Raw genomic sequence first — 22,847 nt, forward strand, 5'->3', positions numbered from 1 at the left:
AAAAGCTTATAATGGCTAATTTCACACTTTGAAAAAAAGCAAAATTTTGGAAAAGTATTTAGAACAACTTAATGATGCTCAACGTGCGCCAGTACTGCAAAAAGACGGAGCGATGATTGTAATAGCAGGTGCTGGATCTGGAAAAACTCGAGTGCTTACATTTCGAATTGCGTATTTGATGTCGCAGGGAGTTGATCCATTCAATATATTAGCACTAACGTTTACCAATAAGGCCGCTCGCGAGATGAAAGGCCGTATTTCTAGTATTGTTGGAAGTAGTGAAGCTAAAAATCTGTGGATGGGGACTTTCCATAGTATATTCGCAAAAATTCTTCGTTTTGAAGCTGATAAACTTGGCTACCCTTCAAACTTCACAATTTATGATACACAAGACTCACAAAGTGTGATTCGATCTGTGATTAAAGAAATGAGTTTGGATAAGGATGTCTATAAGTACAAACAAGTTTACTCACGCATCTCTTCTTATAAAAACAGTCTGATTACGGTAAAAGCCTACTTCAATAATCCAGAATTAATGGAGGCTGATGCTATGGCTAAAATGCCTCGACTGGGAGATATTTATAAATCATACGTTGATAAATGCTTTAAAGCAGGAGCAATGGATTTTGACGATTTATTGCTTAAAACAAATGAGCTGTTAACCCGCTTTCCAGATGTATTAGCTAAATATCAAAACCGATTTCGCTACATACTTGTAGATGAGTATCAAGATACAAACCACAGCCAGTATTTAATTGTTAGAGCGCTTTCAGATAAATTCCAAAACATTTGCGTAGTAGGGGATGACGCACAGAGTATTTATGCATTCCGTGGCGCGAACATCAACAATATTCTTAATTTCCAGAAAGATTATGACGACGTAAAAGTATATCGACTAGAGCAAAACTATCGTTCTACAAAAAATATAGTAAACGCTGCCAATAGTGTAATTGAAAAAAACAAAACTCGTCTAGATAAAGAAGTTTGGACAGATAATGTAGAAGGAAATAAAATTCTAGTAAATCGAACGATGACAGATGGTGATGAAGGCCGATTTGTTGCAAGTTCGATTTTCGAAAACAAAATGAACCATCAGCTAAAAGAAGGGGATTTTGCAGTTTTATATAGAACAAACGCTCAGAGCCGTGCCATTGAAGATGCTCTACGTAAAAAGGATATTCCTTATAGAATTTATGGCGGATTGAGTTTCTACCAAAGAAAAGAAATCAAAGATGTTCTGTCGTATCTAAGATTGGTTCTCAATCCAAAGGATGAAGAAGCGCTTAAACGAGTAATCAATTATCCTGCTAGAGGAATTGGAGGAACTACAATGGATCGTTTAATTATTGCTTCAAACCATTACAATCGTTCGATTTTTGAAGTGATGAAAAACATCGATAAAATCGATTTAAAAATTAATTCTGGAACGAAATCTAAATTGTTAGACTTTGTGGCTTTAATTGAGAGCTTCCAAGTTTTAAACCACAATTACGATGCTTTCACTATTACCGAGCATGTAATTAAAAAAACAGGTTTATACCAAGAATTAAAGAAAGACGGTACACCAGAAGGAATTGCTCGCATTGAAAATATTGAGGAATTGCTAAACGGTATGCGTGATTTTGTGGAGGAGCAAAAAGAAATTGCCGATGCTACAGGTTCGCTTTCAGAATTTATGGAGGATGTAGCCCTAGCTACTGATTTAGATAACGACAAGGGCGACGACGACCGAGTAGCACTTATGACGGTGCATTTGGCGAAAGGACTAGAATTCCCTTATGTTTATATCGTTGGGATGGAAGAGGATTTATTTCCTAGCGGAATGAATATGAATTCTCGTAGCGAACTAGAAGAAGAACGACGTTTGTTTTACGTAGCGCTAACAAGAGCCGAAAAACAAGCTTATCTTACCTATACACAATCTCGCTATCGATGGGGAAAATTGATTGATGCAGAACCCAGTAGATTTATAGAAGAAATTGATGAAAGCTATTTGGAATACTTAACTCCAATCACAGAAAATCGATACAAACCTCTATTAAATGCAGATATTTTTGATGAGGTAGATCATAGTAAACTTCGACTTAGAAAGCCTACTGCAGGTAAACCACCTACAGGTCCTACAGAAGAACAACTACGAAAATTGCGTAGGCTAAAGCCTGTTACAAGTGATACAAATAAAAATTTTAGCGCAGAAGATGCAAACCTAAGTATTGGAACTATGGTTGAGCACGTTCGTTTTGGAAAGGGGAAAATCTTAAAAATTGAAGGTGTTGGTGCCGATACTAAAGCCGAAATAAACTTTGATAATGGAGGCCTTAAAAAACTACTTTTACGCTTTGCCAAGCTTAAGGTTTTAGATTAATTATTCTGAAACCTTGAGGTAAGTATTTATGTAGCTGCTTATTTGTTCAATCATATTTTCAATGTCACTATGCGCCCAATCGCCATGGCCACCGTTATAGACGGTAAAGTTATGGTCTATTTCTGCAATATTTAATGCAGTGTTTAAGGTTTCACCGTTTGATAAGGGTACAAGTGTGTCTGTACTTCCATAAAACAATAGCGTAGGACTAGAGGCGTTAGAAACCTGTAAGGCAGGGCTTAATACTTCTGAGTAATTTGTTTCAGGAGGGTATGCAGTTTCATCTACTAATGCAGCCAAGAGAAATGGGAAATTCGGATTCGAACTGTAAAATTCATCTGTAAAATCTGTTGGTCCAACGATATCGGCAATCATCTTTACTTGATTATCTGTGTCATAAACATAATCGTACATAAGCGAGATATGTGCCCCAGCACTAGCCCCAATAAGTGCAAATTCAGGTAAGATTTGTAATGCTTCCTTTTCTGATGTTAACTTATTTATTACTTCATCAATGTTTAAAAACTGATTTGGAAACGCAGGAGTGTTGATATCAGCCAACACATAATTAATATTTACTATTGCGTGATTTGGATGTCGTTGCTTTATCTGCGGAATCAAGAAATCCATGTCTGCTTTATCTCCTTCAACCCAACCGCCACCGTGAACCAAAACAATTACTTTTGTTTTATCTTCCGAACGATTTGCTGGTAGATAAAGATCGTATTTTTGTTGTGTATTGTTACCATAAGATACATTTAATAAAACCTGCTCATCCTGTGATAGTTCAGGGTTGTTATCATTGTCTTTAGAACAAGAAACAATGGCTAGTAGAAGTAAAGAAAACAGTAAAAAGAAAAAGTTCTTATTCATAAAATTAGGTTTGTTGTTTTCTATAACGTAATTATTTTATCTTTATGTTAAGTCAACACTCGATTAGTTGTTATTTCTTTAAAATTGGATTATATTTAAATTAAAATACCGCGCTATGGCTGAATTCATTAAAATTTACGAAGAGAATCCGAATCCTAAGGAAATTAAACGCGTTGTAAAAATTCTTCGCGATGGTGGTGTTATTATATATCCTAGTGATACTGTTTACGCGCTTGGTTGCGATATAAAAAATACCAGAGCAATGGAAAGGGTGGCTCAGCTAAGAGGGGTAAAACTTGAAAAGGCTAACTTTTCATTCGTATGTGAGGATTTGAGTAATCTTAGTGATTATGTAAAACAGATTGATACTTCTACATTTAAGTTGCTTAAGAGAAATTTACCTGGTCCTTATACCTTCATTTTACCTGGTAATAACAACCTTCCTACCGTGTTTAAAAAGAAAAAGGAAGTGGGAATTCGCGTGCCGGATAACGCTATTACTCAGGCAATAGTTCATGAACTCGGTAACCCTATTATTTCTACATCTATAAAAGATGAGGATGAGGTGATAGAATACACAACCGATCCTGAACTTATATTAGAGAAATGGGGTAACTTAGTCGATTTAGTTATTGATGGCGGTTATGGTGGTAATATTGCATCTACAGTAATTGATCTTACCGGTGACGAGCCAGAAGTTATTCGTGAAGGGAAGGGTAGTCTTGAACTTTAAATAATTTATCTTTCTTGAAAAACTTGTTATTTTTGTAACAACTGCTTTAACCCGCGATAAATATTTTGTTCTAGTATATCCATTTCACCATCTACTAAAAATAATTGTTTAATACTTCTAAAGGCTTCATCAATTTCCTCTTTTGAATAATTAAAACGTTCAATAGTGGTATGTATCTTTTGGATTTGCTGGTAATCGTTATCGTTTTCAAATTCTTTTCGAATTTTTTCAAACTTCTTATCTCCAACCCTAGATTTTATATATTCCTTTTCTTCTTTAGAAACACTAAAATCTGCATGAGCACAGTAGAGTAGTATATACCCTTTAAGCTCTTCGTGAGTCCAAGTTGTGGTAAAATCTTCCATAGCATTACTCTTTAATTAATTAGCACTATACAAGATACAAAATATCGAGGAGGATTTCCAATTATAAAAAAACAAAAAACCCAGCCTGTTATGGCTGGGTTTAGTTTTAAAGGTTTTCAGAAAGATTAACTTCCAGAAGCCTCAAGGTTTTTCATTTCTTTTTCAATCATATCGTAGAATTGATCGATCTTAGGAAGTACTAAAATACGAGTACGTCTGTTTGTAGCTCTGTTTTCAGCAGTTGTATTAGGAACTAAAGGAACGTATTCTGAACGACCTGCAGCAACTAAACGTCCTGGTTCAACTCCAAGTTTTTGAAGCTCTCTAACGATAGCTGTAGCACGCTTCACACTTAAATCCCAGTTGTCTATTAAATCACCTCTTTTTCTATAAGGCACGTTGTCTGTATGTCCTTCAACCATAGCTTCAAAATTAGGCTTGCCGTTGATTACTTTTGCAACTTTACCTAAAATTTCAGTAGCTCTAGCAGAAATATCGTAGCTTCCACTTCTAAAGATTACTTTGTCTGATAGTGAAATATAAACTACTCCTTTTTCAACATTTACTTCAATGTCTGGATCGTTTATACCAACTTCTTTCTTAAGACTTGTAACAAGTGCAAGCGTTACACTATCTTTCTTGTTAAGTGCATCTTGAAGACGGCTAATTTTAAGATCTTTTTCTTTTAAACTCTCTAAAGACTTTTCAAGGTTGGTAGCTCCTTTTGAAGTTAACATTGTAAGCTCTTTTGAACTTTGGATAAGATCAGCATTAGTTTGTCTCATATCAGCCAATCTTTCTTCAAGTTGTTTTGCACGAGCATTTAAAGCTGCTCTTTCAGCAAGACAGTCATTAAGTTTAACTGTTGCAGTGTTTAAAAGATCTTGAGTATTTTTTTGTTTTGCTTCAAGCTCAGTGTACTTCTTTTTTGAAACACAAGAAGTGAATACTAAACCTGAACACATTGCTAAAATCAATAGTTTCTTCATAGTTTGTAGGTATTATGTTTAGATTGTTGTTTTAAAATTTAATCAAGAACAAAAATATTAAAATAGCGCTCTAGGAAGAAACGATTAACAATACTTTAGGTTAATGTTTCTCGAAATTTCGTCTATTTTTTATAAAGTATTGATAAACAATAGATTTTGTTTCGAAATATTCAAAATTTGAAGCATATTCTCTACGTTTTTTAATAAATTTAGGAAGTAAGCCATAAAAGCTAAAGTGAGCTTTTACAATTGCCATACAATGTTTGGGTTTTCCTTTCAATAAAAATTGTATACCTGCAACACCATCTAATATAAAACGCACAAAAATCGTTAAAATAACTTCTGTGCCTTTTACATTCTTTAATAAGTTTAAAAGTGAATTTCGGAAGTTATAAAAGGTTTTTTTAGGATTTATAGCATCCAATGTTGCACCACCTACGTGATATACTTTCGATGCTCCTATGTACACTACCTTTCCTCCTTTAGAATTTAAACGCCAACAAAGATCAATTTCTTCTTGATGTGCAAAGTAATCTTCATCGAGACCTCCTGCATTCCAAAAAGCAGCAGACCTAACAAAAAGACAAGCCCCAGAAGCCCAAAAAATTGTAGCAGTATCATTGAATTGACCGTTATCTTTTTCCAAAGTATTGAAAATACGTCCGCGACAATACGGATATGCATACTTATCTATAAAGCCGCCGGCAGCACCAGCATATTCAAAATACGCTTTATTTTTATAGTCTAAAATTTTAGGTTGGGCAGCAACAACTAAAGGATTGCTTTCAAATTGTGAAACGATAGGTTGTAACCAATTCTCCGTTACTTCAACATCGCTATTAACAAGAACAAAAATATCCTCTGAAAGTGTTTTTAAAGCATCATTATAGCCTTTAGCATAGCCACCATTTACACTGTTCTGAATGATTTTAACCGTAGGAAAATTTTCTGTAACGTATTTAATCGAGTTGTCAGAAGAGGCATTATCTGCTACATAAATGGTTGCTTCCTTTGAAAATGCTACAACTGATGGAAGAAATTTTTGTAATAAACTCTTTCCATTCCAATTTAAGATGACTACGGCTACTTTCACGTTGTAAAGATAGATTTTTAGGGGGTATTATGAATTTATTTATAGTTCGGAATGTCTTTTAGGAAAATATAGCGTTCGTTTTCATAATCCATCTGGCAGTAGTAATGCTCTAACCCATTCGAAACCATTAAAAAACTCGCGTTTAAAGCCAGATTGTATCTAGCAATCTGATCAAAAGTGATTTGACTAATTGGTATAGAAGGCGCCTTACATTCCACAATCAGAAAAATGCTCCCGTCATTGTTAAAAACCACAATATCATAACGCTTGGTTGTTTTGTTCAGTTTTAATTGCTTTTCAACATTTATAAGACTTTTTGGGTAGTTTTTTTCTTGTAAAAGAAATTGAACTACGTGTAAACGCACCCATTCTTCGGGAGTGAGTACCACGAACTTTTTTCTAATTTCATCAAAAACCAATGTTTTATTTTCGCTACTTTTGAAGCGGAAGGAATACTGTGGAAAATTCAACTTTTGCATTTGCAAAGATTCAAAAATTAAAATTCAAATTTCAAAATTAGATTTCTTCTACTTAAAATCTTCAATCGTTAACCGTAAATCGTCCAATGCCACTCGACAAAGTAAAGTCCATTATAACTGATATTAAAAACAGAAAAACAAAACCTATCTATTTTTTGATGGGAGAAGAACCGTATTATATTGATGGGATAGCTAAATATATAGAAGAGCATGTTTTATCTGAAGAGGAAAAAGGGTTCAACCAAATGGTGCTTTATGGTCGTGATGTTTCTGTTGATGAAATAATCAGCAATGCCAAACGATTTCCCATGATGGCAGAAAAACAAGTTATTATTGTTAAAGAAGCGCAAGACCTATTTCGCACAATTGAAAACCTTGTGCCTTACGCCGAAAATCCACAACCAACTACTATATTGGTACTTTGTTATAAATATAAAACCTTAGATAAACGTAAAAAGCTCGCAAAAACAATCGCTAAAACCGGAGTTATTTTTGAAAGCAAAAAACTTTACGACAATCAAGTTCCAGATTGGATTAAACGAGTTTTAGCGGGAAAAGGGTATACCATTACTCCCAAAGCAGCTCAAATGCTTGTCGAATTTCTTGGTAACGACTTAAGCAAAGTAAATAACGAATTAGAAAAACTTCAGTTGATTCTAAAACCTGGAGAACAAATTACACCTCAAATAATTGAAGAAAATATAGGAATAAGTAAGGACTTTAATAATTTCGAACTTCAAAATGCAATAGGATCTAAGGATATAAAGAAGGCATTTGCAATTATTCAATACTTCTCGCAAAACCCGAAAAACAATCCGCTGGTAATGACTATTGCATTACTGTATAGTTTTTTCTCAAAATTATTGAAATACCACGCGCTTTCAAACAAAAGTGAAGCAGCGAAAGTACTAGGGGTACATCCGTTTTTTGTAAAAGATTATCAAACAGCAGCAGCAAATTACCCAATGAAAAAGGTGAGTGCAATTATCGCGGCCATTCGTGAAGTTGATATGCAAAGCAAAGGGGTAGGTGCAGCAAACGTTCCACAAGGAGACTTGCTGAAGGAATTGCTAGTAAAGATTTTCAATTAACTTTTATCGTTCAATTCTAAATAGAGCAACTTATTTCTTATCTATAGAAAACTTTCCTGGACCTAGTAAAGCAATTGCAATAAATCCAATTAAGAATAAGATAGCTTTTTCTTTTACTGCAAAAGGGTCATTTGCGTGTACGATAAAAGCTGCAACCGCCATTGTAATAATTACGGGAATTGAAGATAGACGAGTTTTAAATCCAATAATAATTAGAATTGGGAATATTGCCTCGCTAAGTACGGCTAAAATTAAAGAAGCTGGTTCTCCCACACCAATAGGGTCTCTAAAAGTTAAATCCCCAGCAAGTAGTTTCTGCAACTTTGGTAATCCGTGAGTAAGCATCAAACCACCAAAACCTAAGCGTAATAGCAGTAAAGCAATATTGTTAAAACTAGATTTATTCATTCGTTTTTGATTTTATAGATGCTAATATAAATAATTGAATCTAAAAAGCACTAATTCAAAAAATTGGAGCAGCACTTTTTTAAATGTATTTTTGCGAGCCAAATAAACAGTGAATGAAAAAAATTAAGGCTTGGTTTGCTGCCGCTAGATTACGTACCCTTCCACTTTCGGTATCGGGAATTATCATAGGAGCAACTGCTGGAATAATTGAGAGAAATCATGTATTACAGTCTCAAGCTGACCTCGATTTTGGAGGGGTAGAATACTTAACTCACTCAACTGTATTAAGTTCTCCTATTTTTTGGCTAGCGATTATGGTTACTGTTGGCTTTCAAGTTCTGTCCAATTTTGCAAATGATTATGGCGATGGTGTTCGCGGAACCGATGCTAAAAGAGAAGGCGAAAAACGAATGGTTGCTTCGGGAATTATTACACCAAAGCAAATGAAAATTGGAATGTTTGTGGTGGGAGCATTCACTTTCTTGTTGGCGACTTTCTTAATTTTCTTAGCCTTCGGAAATGAAAACTTTATAATTTCTTTTATATTTTTTAATCTCACAATTGCGTCTATTATAGCAGCGGTAAAATATACAGTTGGTAAAAAAGCTTATGGATACTCGGGCTTAGGAGATATTTTTGTATTTCTTTTCTTCGGAATATTAAGTGTTTTAGGTAGTTTCTTCTTGTTTACACATAATTTAAAATGGGAATTACTGTTGCCAGCCATAGCAGTAGGTTGTTTTAGCACTGCAGTGTTAAATTTGAATAATATGCGCGATATTGATAACGATGCTGCTGTTGGAAAAAACACTTTAGTAGTAAAGCTTGGTATAGACAGAGCTAAAAGATATCACGCCTTTTTATTGATTTTTGGAATTGCTTGCGCTATTCTTTATACTGCATTGAATTATCGAGAAGCATTGCAATTTGTTTATGTTATTGCTTTTATTCCTTTTTTATTAAACATTAAAACCGTGTTTAATAACAAAATTCCAAGATTGTTAGACGCCGAATTAAAAAAGGTTGCTCTAGGCACTTTTTTGTTTGCTGTCTTGTTTAGTATATTTATGTAGAAAAAACACATATCATGAAAATTACATATTACGGACATAATTGCTTAGCCCTTGAAATTAAAGGGAAACACATTTTAGTAGATCCATTTATATCTGGAAACCAACTTGCAAAAGATAAAGTAGATGTTGACTCCCTAAAGGCAGATTACATTTTACTTACTCACGCTCATCAGGATCACACCCTCGATGCTGCAAATATTGCTAGAAGAACGGGTGCTATAATTGTAAGTAATTTTGAAATTGCAACACATTACGAAAAAAAGGGTATCGAGGTTCACCCAATGAATCACGGCGGTAGCTGGAAATTCGATTTTGGAAATGTAAAATACGTTACAGCTATTCATACAAGTTCTTTTCCTGATGGTAGCTATGGTGGACAACCTGGCGGATTCGTTATTGAGGGCGAACATAAAAATATTTACATAGCAGGTGATACAGCCTTAACTATGGATATGAAATTGATTCCTCTGCGAACTAAATTAGACTTAGCAATTTTACCTATTGGAGATAATTTTACAATGGGAATAGACGATGCTATTATTGCTAGTGATTTTGTTCAATGCGATAAGGTTCTTGGTGTTCATTACGATACATTTGGCTATATTGAAATAGACCACGAGGAGGCAAAGCGTAAGTTTTATGACGCTAATAAAGATTTAATGTTATTCGAAATCGGGGAGTCTATTGATTTATAATTTTAACTTTTCCCTAAGCATAGGCAAGGGGTTGTTTAATGATTAAAGCACATTTCAAAAAACATATTCTAAACTTTAAACGCCCGAGTGGAACCTCTCGAGGCGTTTTAAATACTAAAGAAACTTTTTTCATTATCCTGAAAACTGAAAACAGTTTTGGAGTAGGGGAGTGTGGTATCTTAAGAGGTTTAAGTATTGACGACCGCCCAGATTACGAAGAGAAACTTCAATGGGTTTGCGATAATATTGATTTAGGAAAAGATAATCTCTACGAAGCTGTAACAGAATTTCCATCTATTCAGTTTGGGGTTGAAGCTGCTATCCAATCTTTAAACTCCAAAAACCCTTTTGAAATCTATCCTTCTGCATTTACGCGTGGAGAAGAAGCTATTCCCATTAATGGCTTGGTTTGGATGGGGGACAAAAGCTTTATGAAAGAACAAATTTCAGAAAAACTAAAGCAAGGCTTCACTTGCATCAAAATGAAAATTGGAGCTATCGACTTTAAAACTGAAATAGAACTTTTAAAATCCATAAGAAAAGAGTTTTCACCACAAGAAGTTGAACTCAGGGTAGATGCAAATGGTGCATTTTCCCCTAAGGAAGCTTTAGAAAAGTTGAAGGTATTATCAGATTTAGAATTACATTCTATCGAACAACCAATCAAACAAGGACAATGGCAAGAAATGGCGCGTCTTTGTGAAGATACACCGCTTTCTATTGCTTTAGATGAAGAGTTAATAGGGGTGTTTTTAGAAGAAGAGAAACAGAAGCTTCTTGACACTATAAAACCGCAATACATTATCCTAAAACCTTCATTAATTGGTGGGATTCAGGGAAGTGATACTTGGATTAAATTAGCTGAAAAATACAATGCAGGTTGGTGGATTACCTCTGCCTTAGAAAGTAATATAGGTTTAAATACAATTTCACAATACACTTTTACAAAAAACAGTAAATTACCTCAAGGTCTAGGTACAGGTAGTTTGTATACAAATAACATAGACAGCCCTCTTAACGTTGCAGATGGAGCTTTGCATTACGATGCAGAAGCAGAATGGAATTTTAAGTTTTAACAATCAAATCACTTTCATAAAAATCAAACTTTTATAAAATGTACATAAAACAAGCTTTTAATTTTCTTCACGACTGGTGGCGTTATTTAGTAGGATTTCTAATTATTTTTATAGCAAGTCAATTAGGTTCAATTCCATTTTTGGTTGCTGTAATGCTGAAGGTAATGACTGAAGGTGGAGATATAGAATCGGTACAAGATCCTGGGGTTTTGATGACGGTATTAGATTCGAACTTAACCTTTTTCCTGATGTTGTTAAGTTTTGCTGTAGGCTTAGCGGCAATTATTTTGGTGGTGAAATACCTACATAAACAACCTTTTGTAACCTTAACAACTTCGCGTAAAAAGACCGACTGGGGAAGAGTTTTCTTTGGTTTTGGGCTAATTACAATAACGACTTTGGTAGTTACATTGTTAGATTACAACAGCAATCCAGAAGATTATGTACTTCAATTTGAATTGGTGCCATTCTTAATTTTAGCATTAATAGCAGTGGTAATGATACCCTTACAAACAAGTTTTGAAGAATATCTCTTTCGAGGTTATTTAATGCAGGGAATCGGTGTTATTGTTAAAAATAAATGGATTCCTTTGGTTGTAACATCTGTAATATTTGGTGCGCTGCACCTAGCAAATCCAGAGGTGGACAAACTAGGGAATGTTATAATGATATATTATATCGGGACAGGGTTTTTCCTAGGAATTATGACCTTAATGGATGAAGGAATGGAGCTTGCCCTCGGATTTCACGCAGGGAACAACTTAATTACAGCGCTACTAGTAACTGCAGATTGGACGGTATTTCAAACTAACTCAATTTTTAAAGATGTTTCCGACCCTTCTGCTGGTTTTGATGTAGTTGCCCCGGTACTGATTATTTACCCAATTTTCCTGCTTTTAATGGCGTGGCGCTATAAATGGACAGATTGGAGCGGAAAATTATTTGGTAGAGTTGAAGAGCCAATAGTTGTAATTGAAGAAAATGAATCTAATTCAACTTACATAGATTAGTGAAACGTTTGCTACATCCAAATTTTAGATTAAATGGAGAAGCTTTTTCTGCTGAAGAAGGTTTGAAGAAGCACGCCGAATTTTTACTCAATAGCAAGGAAGAATACGAAGTAGCAATTGGGAATTTTATTTTAGAATGGCTAGATGAAAAAGATTTTATTACTGTTAAAACTTCTGGGTCTACAGGTACTCCTAAAGTTATTAAACTTCAGAAAGACCATGTTTTTAACAGTGCCACTGCAACTGTAAATTACTTCGACTTAAAAGAAAACTGTAAAGCGTTATTGTGTCTTCCAGCAGCATATATTGCAGGAAAAATGATGCTTGTCCGTGGAATGATTGCAGGCTGGGATTTATATACCAGAGCCCCTGTTAAGAGCCCTTTGGAAAATTTAGAAATAGACTTCGATTTTACAGCTATGGTGCCTTATCAAGTTTTTCATTCATTGAAAGATTTGTATAAAGTGAAGAAGTTAATTATAGGTGGGGGAGCTGTTTCAGTAGAACTAGAAAAAGAATTACAACTTCAAGATACACTAGCTTTTTCAACGTATGGGATGACAGAAACCATCAGTCATATTGCAATCCGAGCTTTAAACGGAATTGATAAGTCTAAGGCTTTTAATGCGCTTCCTACAGTAAAGTTTTCTCAGACTTCGGAAGGGTGTTTGCGAATATCAGCTCCAAAAATTTCAGAAGAAGTAGTTGTAACCAATGATGTAGTAAACTTAATATCACCAACATCATTTATTTTCCTAGGAAGAAAAGACAACGTTATTAATTCGGGAGGTGTTAAAGTTCATCCTGAAGAAGTTGAAGAAAAATTATCACTTCATATAGACACCCCATTTTTTATCGCTTCAGAAAAAGATGAGGCATTAGGGGAGCGAGTAATTATGATTGTTGAAGCAGAAAACACTTTAGAACTTAAGGACTTTTCAGAAGCTTTTACATCGCTTTCTGCATACGAAAAGCCTAAAAAGGTTTATACCGTTCCACAGTTTATTTATACTGAAACTTCAAAAATTAAGAGAGTTGAGGTTATACAGACTTTAAACAAGGGTTAAGCTAACCAAGAGTTTTCATAATTTTTAGTAGCGAACTTTATTCTGTTTCTTCATCTCCTTAACTTCCTTTTTAGCTTCTTTTTCGTGAAAATTTCCTCCTAGGTAGGGACAATGTGCAAGCGCTTTCATGCTTTCAAAAGGCACCGGTACTTTGTGATACATAAACGATTGAGCTAGGGTTTTAATAAGGTTCTTATCTCCAACGGTAAGATCTACATCGTCCATTGTAAATTGTGCAGGATGCTCATATCCACAGGCGTGAGTCATTTCTAAAAGTTCTTTTCTAAAGTTTTTAAAATAGAAATGCGCTCTAACCGATTTATCTTCAATATTTATACCGCGTTGTAACCATTTATTTTGTGTTGCAACCCCTGTAGGGCATGTATTGGTGTGGCATAACTGTGCTTGAATACATCCAACGCTCATCATAGCTTCACGAGCAACGTTTATCAGGTCTGCACCCATCGAGAAAGCCATAGCAGCCTTTGCAGGAAAACCTAGTTTACCGCTGCCAATAAAAACTACTCTATCACATAAGTCGTGTTTTTTAAAAATCTTATAAACTTCAGCAAAACCAAAAAGCCAAGGAAGCGAAACGTGGTCTGCAAAGCTAGGAGGTGCTGCACCTGTTCCACCTTCACCACCATCAATTGTAATAAAGTCTGGACCTTTACCTGTTTCCTTCATTATTTTAGCCAACTCTTCCCATTCGTTTAATCTACCAACAGCCGATTTAATTCCAACAGGTAAGCCAGTTTCTTGAGCAATATCTTCAACAAAATCAACTAAACCTTTTACACCTTTAAAAGCTGAATGTGTAGGAGGAGACAGTACATCTTTTCCAATAGGAACGTGTCTTATTTCAGCAAGTTCTTCTGTGATTTTAGCTCCCGGAAGAACCCACCTTTCCCTGGTTTTGCACCCTGAGAAAGTTTTACTTCTATAGCTCGAACCTGTGGATTTTCATTTACCATTTTAACCATTTTCTCCATCGAGAAATTGCCATCATCATCTCGAACTCCAAAATATCCTGTTCCGAAATGAAACACTACATCGGCACCGGTTTTATGATAAGGCGACAATCCACCTTCACCTGTATTGTGATACGCATAGGATAGCGCACAACCTCTGTTTAATGATTCTACAGCACGTGCCGATAAAGAGCCAAAACTCATTGCAGAAACATTTATAATTGACGTAGGGCGGTAAGGTCTGCGACGTTTATTATAGGCTCCCATAACCTTAGCACAAGGTAAAAAATATGGGTTTTTGTAATTCGGATTATCTTTTTCAACCTTATAAGGTAATAATGCATTATTTATAAAAATATAGTTTGGCTCGTAAATATCACGGTCTGTACCAAAACCTTCGTAGTTATTTTGATTTTTTGCCGAAGCATAAATCCAACCTCTTTCAATTCTATTAAATGGAAGTTCTTCTCTGTTGTTGGCAACTATATATTGCCTTAATTCAGGGCCAATACTTTCGAGCATGTAACGAATATGACCAACTATAGGAAAGTTGTGACTGATAGTGTGACGTTTATTAAAGAAAACATCACGTATGGCGATTATTGATAAAACTATAAGTATCCAAGCCCACCAAGGGATGTTCGACAAAAACTCTAATATTCCATTCATCATTTTTGCTTATTAAATTTCAGGTTTAGAAAAGAAAGTTAATTAATTTTAAAACATAAAGGTATCAAATTTAAATATTGATTTAATAAAGTTATTAAGCATATTTATATGAATCTAATAAAAAAACCGTGTTAAAAATATCTTTTTTCTAACACGGTTGCTAAACTTATAACTTAAGTACTTATTAAGCTTCTGGATGATTATCGGTTGCTTTCATCAACCAAGCATCTAGCATCCAGCTAATTTTTTCTATGTGGCCTATAAAACCTCCAACCATATCGATTGTTCCTTCATCATCAGCGCCGCTAGCTTTCTCAACCACCTTACGCATCTGCTTTAGAAGTTTCCCATGATCGTCAAGTAGAATTTTCACCATTTCAACATCTTTAGTGTTTTCTGAAGATTCTTCTAGGTTACTCATTTTAATATAATCTGAAAGATTACTTGTAGGTTGGAAACGAAGGGTTAAAATTCTTTCTGCAATTTCATCTACTTTTAACTTAGCATCGTCATACATTTCTTCAAACTTTACGTGAAGTTCGAAAAAATTACTTCCAACGATATTCCAATGGAAATTACGTAGTTTTTGATAGTATAAATGGTAGTCTGCTAAAAGGACATTAAGTTCTTTTGCAATTGTTGCAGTTTTCTTTTTATCTAGATTTAAATAGCTCATATTTTTTTGTTTTAAGGTTTCCTCAAAAATAAGAAACTATTATGCTGAAATCAATGTTTTAGAGGGGTTTAGCTTTATTTTAACGCTAATAATCTAAGTAATTTCTTTTAAAACCTTTCTAGCTCGTGCTTTATACCCTGCGCTTTTATTTGGGATGTTTTTTATTAAAATTTGTTTCAATTCTTCGTGTATCCAATTGCTTTCCATTCCTAATAAAGCGAGACACGTCATGGCAGGTACTTGACAAGCTACTTTCTGTTCTGTAATAAGCCAATTAAAACAGCATTCGGTCATTATTTTTTGCTCATCAATATTTAAAGAAATAGAAGAATGATGTAAATAATGCTCTTTACAGAGTATCTCACATATTTTTGCACTCGCTCTTAAGGCAGAACTGTTTGTTATTTTGGGTAACTCTTTAAAAAAAATATTTTGATATTCACTGAAAAGGCTTAATTCCCTTTCACATATAATTTCCAATACGTAAGCCGTCTTAACCAATAGCGAATTATTAGAAGAAAAGCATGTATTAAGCGTTTGTGGTAAATACCTTGGGTTATTAATTATCCAATCTGCAATTTCTTCTCTCTTATTTCGACTAGTGTCAATTTCTGATAGTTTAAGCTTTAAAATATTTGATAGCACGAGCGAATTTATTTAAACCTTAAGACTTAAGCATGACTTACAGACATTTTACTTGGATGATTTCTAAAATAATCCATAGTGTTGTAAAGTTCTAGGATGATACGTGTACCTAAAGGCTTTCCTTCGTCGTCCTTCTTATCGATAATCTTATAATTAATTTTCCCTTCATTCGTTTTATTGTAAAGTTCAATACGCTCCTTGATTATTCCCATCCCCATACTATTATGACTTTTAATGGTGTTAATTTTATTTTTATTATCTCTTCCAGCGCCATTATCATCAATAATAATTTGTGTTTGGTTTTCATCGATTTCTATATGAATGCTTAATAGTTTCTTTTTACGTGGACTGGCTAAAAGGCCATGCCAAATTGCATTTTCTAAGAACGGCTGAATTAATAATGGCGGAATTAAGACATCTTCAAGGTCTGGGTTCTCAATGCCTGAAATAACATATTTAAAGTCATTTGAGAACCTGTTCTCTTCGAGCTTAAGATAGTTTTCGGCCAATTCTAATTCTTCTTGAAGGGAGATAACTTGCTGTTTTGATGTTTCAAGTACCATTCTTGTATAATGACTGAATATTCCTAAGTATTCAATTGCTTTACAGTTCTGTTCACTTTGTATAAGATAGGTAATAGCGTTAAGGCTGTTGAATATAAAATGAGGATTAATTTGAAGTCTAGTTACAAGAATTTCCGCTTGTGCTAAGTTTCGTTCGTAAATAGTAACCATTTTTTCTTTTTCAGCTTGATTTAAACGCTCATTCGCTGTTTTTCTTATTCTGTAATTTCTATACTGCATGAAAAAGATAATTAATATCGCACCTAGTGCAATCGCTAAAAGGATGGTGATAATCTGCCTTCTCTTAAGTTCATCTTTCTGAGTATTCAAAAGCACTTGCTGTAAAGCTTTATCCTTTTCTAAAAATTGAATGTGACTTTCCTTTTTTTCTAAATTGTACTCCTGTGTGAGAGCTTCAATTTTTACATTTTGTTCATTTATATTTATACTATCCTTATAAACTTGAGAGAGTTTAAAGTTTGATAATGCCGATTTGTAATCTCCTTTTTGTTCAGAAACTTCAGAAAGTTTTAAAACATTTGTACTTATCATAGCTAAGGCATTTAGGCCTTTAGAGAGTTGTAAGGATTCTTTATAATAGTCTTCGGCGCGATTTAATTCACCTTTTTTTAAATAAGTGTTCCCTAAGTGGGTAAGAATTTCTGCTTGTCTGTGGATGTTTTTAAGTGACTTGTACCCATCGGCTGAAATTTGAAAATAAGTCACAGCTTTATCTAAATCCTCCCCTTCTTTTAACTTAGAAATCCCCATATACTCATAAGTAATAGCTATTCCAAATTCATCATTTCTATCTTGATTTAATTTTAAAAGTTTTTTTAAATATTCATTTGCAGTCTTAAAATCACCTTTTACAATATAATAATCGCTAATTGAAAGATAGTTCATAGCAACTCCTAAATCATTGCCTATTTCTTGTTGTGCTTTTAAAGACCGTTCAAAATATGGTAAAGCTTCATTTTCTCGTCCAGGTATATTGCTTAAGGTGTTGCCAATTCCGTTAGTAGAAATAGCTATGTTTTTTAAGTTATCTACGTCTTCGGCAATTTTTAAGGCTTGCATATAATAGAGAAATGCAGTGTCGTTTTTGTGATTGTAACGGCCAGCAACACCTGCGTTATTCCCCATTATCATTTTGAAAATTGGGTCTACATCTTTATCTTTTATTAATTCAAAAGCTCTAGTGTGAAGTGATAGCGCTTGATCGTAACGTTGATGATAACGGTACAACAATCCAAGATTGTCTAAAGCTCTAGCGTATAAAACCGTATCATTTATTCGCAATGCTCGGTCTACTGCTTCTTTAGCGTGAAAGTATTCCGACTCTAGGTCGTGTTGCATTCTATGAATTCCCTTAGCTAAATTAATTTCCGACAAAACTTTTAAAGAATCATTGGTTTCATTTTCAAAAGCTGTTTTCAAGCTATCAATACGTGAATTGGATTGTCCAAATATTTCATTAGAAGTGCATAGTAATACTAGGGCTAACAGAGAAAATGTTATGCTTTTTATATTACATACCAAGAGGAGTGGGGAAATTATATTTTGTTTCAAGGGGTGTAGATTTATATTCTGAAATTTATGAAAATAGAATAATTCTGAGGTATGTTTTTATTGAATATTTAGGGGGTTTAAGCTGTAAGGTTAGAATGTTTGAATTATGTTGAAAAATACAAAAAAAATAATTTAACATCTATTAAATCAGTAAATCTTATTATGATATTACGACATACTCGCAAGTTTCTCTACAACTTTAGGAACACCTGTAGAGGCTTTTTCGGCATAAACTGAGATTCTTTTAGTTGGGTTTATTGAAGGATTGGGGTCTATAAAATAAACTTGAGCATTAGCTTTAGCATATTGTATTAAGCCTGCAGCGGGATATACTTGCATAGAAGTTCCCACAATAATTATAGCATCGGCATCTTCAATAATCTCCGAGGCAACTTCAATCATTGGAACCATTTCGCCAAACCAAACTATATGTGGACGAAGTTGGTGGTTGTTATCACAGCAATCACCTATGTTTAAGTCGTCTTTCCATTCTAAAATTAAATTTTCATCCACAGTGCTTCTTGCTTTAAGAAGTTCGCCGTGTAGATGTATAACATCAGTACTTCCGGCGCGTTCATGAAGATCGTCTACATTTTGAGTGATTATTGTTACCTCGTGATGTTTTTCAAGTTCTGCCAACGCAATATGAGCGCTGTTAGGTTCTACCGTTTGCAGTTGCCTTCTACGTTGATTGTAAAAATCGAGTACTAAGGCAGGATTACGCTTAAATCCTTCGGGTGAGGCTACTTCCATTATATCGTGATTTTCCCATAATCCGTTGCCATCTCTAAAAGTTTTTATGCCACTTTCGGCACTTACTCCAGCTCCTGATAATACTACAATTTTCATAATTTTTGCCCGCAATAACGGGGAGTTTTATTAATTGAATTCTTTACTAAGTTATTTAAAAATATGAATATAAGAAACCATCAATAAAACAAATACTTTTATCTTCGCAAACTTAAAATTGAATTTGAAATCTAACTTGAAAAGTTTATTTTAATTCACAAACCTATAAACCCAAAACTCATTAGCTTTTCAAGTCGATTAATGAGCGAAATCGAAGTATGGATTTAGAACTTTTAAAATACCTTCAAACTTACCTTACAGAAAATAGAAAAGAGCGCTTTCAGGAAGTGCTATCAGAACGAACCCGCCACTTTACGGTAGTTACCGAAGATGTCTACCAACTCCATAATACAAGCGCCGTAATGCGTACTTGCGATGTTTTTGGTATTCAGGATTTACACGTTGTAGAAGAAAGAGTGAGTAAACGCATAGATAAAGAAATTGCTATGGGGGCCCAAAAATGGGTTTCGTTTAAAAGGCATAATGCAATAAAAAATTGTATTAGTGAGTTAAAAGATTCTGGATATCAGATAATTGCTACAACACCACATAAATCTTCAATGATGTTACATGATTTTGATGTGTCTAAGAAAAGTGCTTTTTTCTTCGGAAAAGAAAGTGATGGTTTAAGTGATACAGTGATGGAAGCAGCCGATGGTTTTTTAAAAATCCCAATGTACGGTTTTACAGAGAGCTTAAATATTTCAGTTTCTGCTGCAATTATTTTACAAAGTGTGGTTTCAAAACTGAAACAAAGTAATATTAATTGGCAGCTTTCAGAAGAAGAAAAACGTGAAATAGAACTAGAATGGGCTAAAAAAACTATAAAGTCTTCAGATGAAATTATTGAGCGTTATAAAAACGCTAAATAAGGAACTATAAATTCCAAATTACGTAAATTATAAATCGCAATTCCATTATTAAAATGAAACTCGTCTTCGCTACTCACAATAAAAATAAATTTGCAGAGGTTAAAGCCCTTCTGCCGCATCATATCGAATTATTAAGCTTAGACGATATAGGGTGTAATGAAGATATTGAAGAAACTGCCAACACCATCGAAGGAAATGCTATTTTAAAAGCTAATTACGTTCGAGATAATTATCATTTAGATTGCTTTGCAGATGATACCGGGTTAGAGGTAAAATCGTTAAACAACGAGCCAGGGGTATATAGTGCTAGATACGCTGGGAAGGATAATAATTCTCAAGCAAATATTGAAAAGCTCCTGAATAATTTAGCTGATAAAAAAGACAGAAGTGCAAGATTTAAAACTGCCATAGCTCTTTCAATGAATCACTCAGAAGTCTTATTTTTAGGCATTTGTGAGGGTAAAATTATAGAAGAATTGCGTGGGGATTCAGGTTTTGGTTACGACCCAGTTTTTCAACCTGACGGCTATGATAAAACATTTGCCGAAATGACGCTTCAACAAAAAGGTGAAATAGGTCATAGAGGAAAAGCAATGCGTCAATTAATTGATTATCTAACCGAATAAGTGCCAATTTTATTGGCGATAGAAAATTATTTTTGTGGAAAACCTTAAATATATCCCAATAAATATTGTTAGTTAAAAAGTAAACACTACTTTTGCGGCCTTGAAAAATCATAGCGTAAGGCTTTTGATTATCAAGAAATCCTCAGGGTGAGGAGTGTTATAGTGAAGCTGTCCGTTTTTATTTTATATGTCCAGTCGCTTCTCGTTAGCACGCATATAAAAATTTATTTTACAAAAAATGACAGCATTTAAAGCACTCGGCTTAGAAGAGAATCTTCTAAAAGCCATCGCAGACTTGGGTTTTGAAACCCCTTCTGAAGTTCAAGAAAAAGCAATTCCAATTTTATTAGACCGCGAGACCGATATGGTTTCCTTGGCACAAACAGGAACAGGTAAAACCGCAGCTTTCGGTTTTCCTATGTTGCAAAAAATAGACGTAAACAGTCGCACTACACAAGGACTTATCCTTTCACCAACACGTGAATTGTGTTTACAGATTACAAATGAAATGGTGGCTTACGGTAAGTATATGCCAGGTTTAAACGTTACTGCTATTTATGGTGGTGCAAGTATAACCGATCAAGCACGCCAAATTAAAAGAGGCTCGCAAATTATTGTAGCTACTCCAGGTCGTATGAAAGATATGATTGGTCGTGGCTTAATAGATATTTCAAAAATTGAATATTGCGTTCTTGATGAAGCAGACGAAATGCTTAACATGGGCTTTTTCGAAGACATCACCGAAATTCTTTCGCATTCACCTAAAGACAAGAGTACATGGTTGTTTAGTGCTACAATGCCTAAAGAAGTATCTACAATTGCCAAAAAGTTTATGCATACTCCAGTGGAAATCACTGTAGGAACAAAGAATGTAGGTTCAGATCAAGTAACACACGAATATTACCTAGTTAACGCAAGAGATCGTTACAACGCTTTAAAACGTTTGGCAGATGCAAATCCAGAAATCTTTTCTGTAATTTTCTGCAGAACAAAACGCGATACTCAAAAAGTAGCTGAACAACTTATAGAAGATGGGTATAACGCAGCTGCAATTCACGGAGATTTAAGTCAAAGTCAACGTGATACAGTTATGAAATCATTCAGAAACCGTCAAATTCAAATGCTTGTTGCAACAGACGTTGCTGCACGTGGAATTGATGTAGATGATATTACGCACGTTATAAACTATCAACTTCCAGATGAAACTGAAGTGTACACTCACCGTAGTGGTCGTACCGGACGTGCTGGTAAAACAGGAGTTTCAATAGTTATTGTTTCTAAAAGTGAAGTTAGAAAGATAAGATCTATTGAAAAGATAATTCAAAAGAAATTTGTTGCTAAGGAAATTCCTTCGGGAATGGAAATTTGTGAAGTACAAATGTTTCATTTAGCAAATACAATAAAAAACACTGAGATAAATCCTGAGATTAACGCTTACCTTCCAAATATAAACGAAGTATTAGCAGATTTTTCAAAGGAAGATTTAATCAAGAAAGTATTTTCAGTAGAGTTTACTCGTTTCTTAAATTACTACAAAAACAGTAAAGATTTAAATATCTCTGGTGGAGATCGTAACTTTTCTGAAGATGGAGGAGATAGCACTCGTTATTTCTTAAACGTTGGTGGAAAAGATGATTTCGATTGGATGAGCTTGAAAGACTTCCTTCGTGATTTATTAAGCCTTGGAAAAGATGATGTTTACAAAGTTGATGTAAAAGATAGTTTCTCATTCTTTAATACCGATACAAAGCATCAGGAAATGGTGATGAGTGTATTCAAAGACTTTAAGCTTGATGGCAGACAGATAAACATTGAAATCTCTAAAGACACTGGTCGCAGTGGAAGCGGTCGTAGTCGCGGAAAGAAAAGAAGCGATAGAGGCGATCGTAATGATAGCGGAAGAAGAGGGGGCTTTAAGAAACGCAGCAGCAATTCAAGCAGCGACAAACCAGCTTTTAAAGGAAAAAGTAGAAGAAGTAGCGAGCGCCCAAATGCAAAAGGGACTGGCGGAAGACGTAGAAGAAATGCATAAATAATTCATAATACTGAATTATTAAAATTTAGCGACATCTTAACGACTATATAAT

The 22,847-nt window shown here is 34.5% G+C and carries 21 protein-coding genes and 1 pseudogene; 11 read left to right on the forward strand and 11 right to left on the reverse strand.

The window, feature by feature from the left end:
- Positions 1-46 precede the first annotated feature (46 nt).
- Positions 47-2,365 (forward strand): ATP-dependent helicase, encoded by a 2,319-nt coding sequence (locus H4O20_RS05755; protein ID WP_165148935.1) that lies wholly within the window; start codon positions 47-49, stop codon positions 2,363-2,365.
- Here the strand turns inward: H4O20_RS05755 and H4O20_RS05760 are convergent, their stop codons facing one another.
- Entirely contained in the window at positions 2,366-3,238 is an 873-nt protein-coding gene (locus H4O20_RS05760; RefSeq protein WP_185098569.1) for an alpha/beta hydrolase, read from the reverse strand.
- 115 nt (positions 3,239-3,353) lie between these two features.
- Here H4O20_RS05760 and H4O20_RS05765 point away from each other — a divergent pair, with 115 nt between their 5' ends.
- On the forward strand, positions 3,354-3,971 hold the full coding sequence (locus tag H4O20_RS05765; RefSeq protein ID WP_139854982.1) for an L-threonylcarbamoyladenylate synthase: 618 nt from the start codon (positions 3,354-3,356) through the stop codon (positions 3,969-3,971).
- A 26-nt stretch (positions 3,972-3,997) separates the two neighbouring features.
- Here H4O20_RS05765 and H4O20_RS05770 read toward each other — a convergent pair whose 3' ends face one another.
- The 4 genes from H4O20_RS05770 to H4O20_RS05785 all read right to left on the reverse strand — a co-directional run bounded on the left by H4O20_RS05770 (position 3,998) and on the right by H4O20_RS05785 (position 6,897).
- Positions 3,998-4,336: a TerB family tellurite resistance protein gene (locus H4O20_RS05770; protein WP_139854981.1), complete on the reverse strand. Its 339-nt coding sequence runs from the start codon at positions 4,334-4,336 to the stop codon at positions 3,998-4,000.
- 125 nt (positions 4,337-4,461) lie between these two features.
- Positions 4,462-5,325: an OmpA family protein gene (locus tag H4O20_RS05775; RefSeq protein ID WP_139854980.1), complete on the reverse strand. Its 864-nt coding sequence runs from the start codon at positions 5,323-5,325 to the stop codon at positions 4,462-4,464.
- Positions 5,326-5,425: 100 nt separating this feature from the next.
- Complete coding sequence (locus tag H4O20_RS05780) at positions 5,426-6,418, reverse strand: glycosyltransferase family 2 protein (protein ID WP_185098570.1); 993 nt, start codon at positions 6,416-6,418, stop codon at positions 5,426-5,428.
- 35 nt (positions 6,419-6,453) lie between these two features.
- Positions 6,454-6,897, reverse strand: coding sequence for a type I restriction enzyme HsdR N-terminal domain-containing protein (locus H4O20_RS05785; protein WP_139854978.1), 444 nt, complete (start codon positions 6,895-6,897; stop codon positions 6,454-6,456).
- Positions 6,898-6,983: 86 nt separating this feature from the next.
- Between H4O20_RS05785 and holA the strand changes: the two genes are divergently transcribed.
- Positions 6,984-7,988, forward strand: coding sequence for a DNA polymerase III subunit delta (gene holA, locus H4O20_RS05790; protein WP_185098571.1), 1,005 nt, complete (start codon positions 6,984-6,986; stop codon positions 7,986-7,988).
- A 30-nt stretch (positions 7,989-8,018) separates the two neighbouring features.
- Here the strand turns inward: holA and H4O20_RS05795 are convergent, their stop codons facing one another.
- Positions 8,019-8,396: a DoxX family protein gene (locus H4O20_RS05795; RefSeq protein ID WP_139854976.1), complete on the reverse strand. Its 378-nt coding sequence runs from the start codon at positions 8,394-8,396 to the stop codon at positions 8,019-8,021.
- Between the two features lie 113 nt (positions 8,397-8,509).
- On the opposite strand from H4O20_RS05795, the gene menA reads away from it, so the two are divergent.
- Genes menA through H4O20_RS05820 form a run of 5 tightly spaced genes read left to right on the forward strand, consistent with a single transcriptional unit; the run spans position 8,510 to position 13,317 of the window.
- Positions 8,510-9,469 (forward strand): 1,4-dihydroxy-2-naphthoate octaprenyltransferase, encoded by a 960-nt coding sequence (menA, locus tag H4O20_RS05800; protein WP_185098572.1) that lies wholly within the window; start codon positions 8,510-8,512, stop codon positions 9,467-9,469.
- A gap of 14 nt (positions 9,470-9,483) precedes the next feature.
- Entirely contained in the window at positions 9,484-10,164 is a 681-nt protein-coding gene (locus H4O20_RS05805; protein ID WP_185098573.1) for a metal-dependent hydrolase, read from the forward strand.
- 41 nt (positions 10,165-10,205) lie between these two features.
- The gene (locus tag H4O20_RS05810) at positions 10,206-11,240 is read left to right on the forward strand and encodes an o-succinylbenzoate synthase (RefSeq protein WP_185098694.1); all 1,035 of its coding nucleotides are present in this window, start codon (positions 10,206-10,208) and stop codon (positions 11,238-11,240) included.
- Between the two features lie 38 nt (positions 11,241-11,278).
- The gene (locus H4O20_RS05815) at positions 11,279-12,250 is read left to right on the forward strand and encodes a CPBP family intramembrane glutamic endopeptidase (protein ID WP_139854973.1); all 972 of its coding nucleotides are present in this window, start codon (positions 11,279-11,281) and stop codon (positions 12,248-12,250) included.
- Positions 12,250-13,317, forward strand: coding sequence for an AMP-binding protein (locus tag H4O20_RS05820; RefSeq protein ID WP_185098574.1), 1,068 nt, complete (start codon positions 12,250-12,252; stop codon positions 13,315-13,317). The genes H4O20_RS05815 and H4O20_RS05820 overlap by 1 nt, the downstream gene beginning before the upstream one ends.
- Before the next feature lie 24 nt (positions 13,318-13,341).
- Here H4O20_RS05820 and H4O20_RS05825 read toward each other — a convergent pair.
- The 5 genes and pseudogenes from H4O20_RS05825 to H4O20_RS05845 form a co-directional block, all read right to left on the reverse strand.
- Positions 13,342-14,957, reverse strand: a pseudogene (locus H4O20_RS05825) (FMN-binding glutamate synthase family protein).
- Positions 14,958-15,141: 184 nt separating this feature from the next.
- Positions 15,142-15,633, reverse strand: coding sequence for a Dps family protein (locus tag H4O20_RS05830; RefSeq protein WP_139854971.1), 492 nt, complete (start codon positions 15,631-15,633; stop codon positions 15,142-15,144).
- Between the two features lie 93 nt (positions 15,634-15,726).
- Positions 15,727-16,278: a hypothetical protein gene (locus H4O20_RS05835; protein WP_185098575.1), complete on the reverse strand. Its 552-nt coding sequence runs from the start codon at positions 16,276-16,278 to the stop codon at positions 15,727-15,729.
- Positions 16,279-16,304: 26 nt separating this feature from the next.
- Positions 16,305-18,281, reverse strand: a complete 1,977-nt coding sequence (locus H4O20_RS05840) for a histidine kinase (protein WP_185098576.1) — start codon at positions 18,279-18,281, stop codon at positions 16,305-16,307.
- A gap of 300 nt (positions 18,282-18,581) precedes the next feature.
- Complete coding sequence (locus tag H4O20_RS05845; RefSeq protein WP_185098695.1) at positions 18,582-19,265, reverse strand: NAD-dependent deacylase; 684 nt, start codon at positions 19,263-19,265, stop codon at positions 18,582-18,584.
- A gap of 215 nt (positions 19,266-19,480) precedes the next feature.
- Between H4O20_RS05845 and H4O20_RS05850 the strand changes: the two genes are divergently transcribed.
- From H4O20_RS05850 to H4O20_RS05860, 3 genes are all read left to right on the forward strand, one after another.
- Positions 19,481-20,134 (forward strand): RNA methyltransferase, encoded by a 654-nt coding sequence (locus tag H4O20_RS05850; protein WP_185098577.1) that lies wholly within the window; start codon positions 19,481-19,483, stop codon positions 20,132-20,134.
- A gap of 53 nt (positions 20,135-20,187) precedes the next feature.
- The gene (locus tag H4O20_RS05855) at positions 20,188-20,760 is read left to right on the forward strand and encodes a non-canonical purine NTP diphosphatase (protein WP_185098578.1); all 573 of its coding nucleotides are present in this window, start codon (positions 20,188-20,190) and stop codon (positions 20,758-20,760) included.
- Positions 20,761-20,998: 238 nt separating this feature from the next.
- The gene (locus H4O20_RS05860; RefSeq protein WP_139854966.1) at positions 20,999-22,792 is read left to right on the forward strand and encodes a DEAD/DEAH box helicase; all 1,794 of its coding nucleotides are present in this window, start codon (positions 20,999-21,001) and stop codon (positions 22,790-22,792) included.
- The last annotated feature ends 55 nt before the right edge of the window (positions 22,793-22,847 follow it).

This window comes from Aequorivita sp. 609, assembly GCF_014212065.1.
GTDB lineage: Bacteria > Bacteroidota > Bacteroidia > Flavobacteriales > Flavobacteriaceae > Aequorivita > Aequorivita sinensis.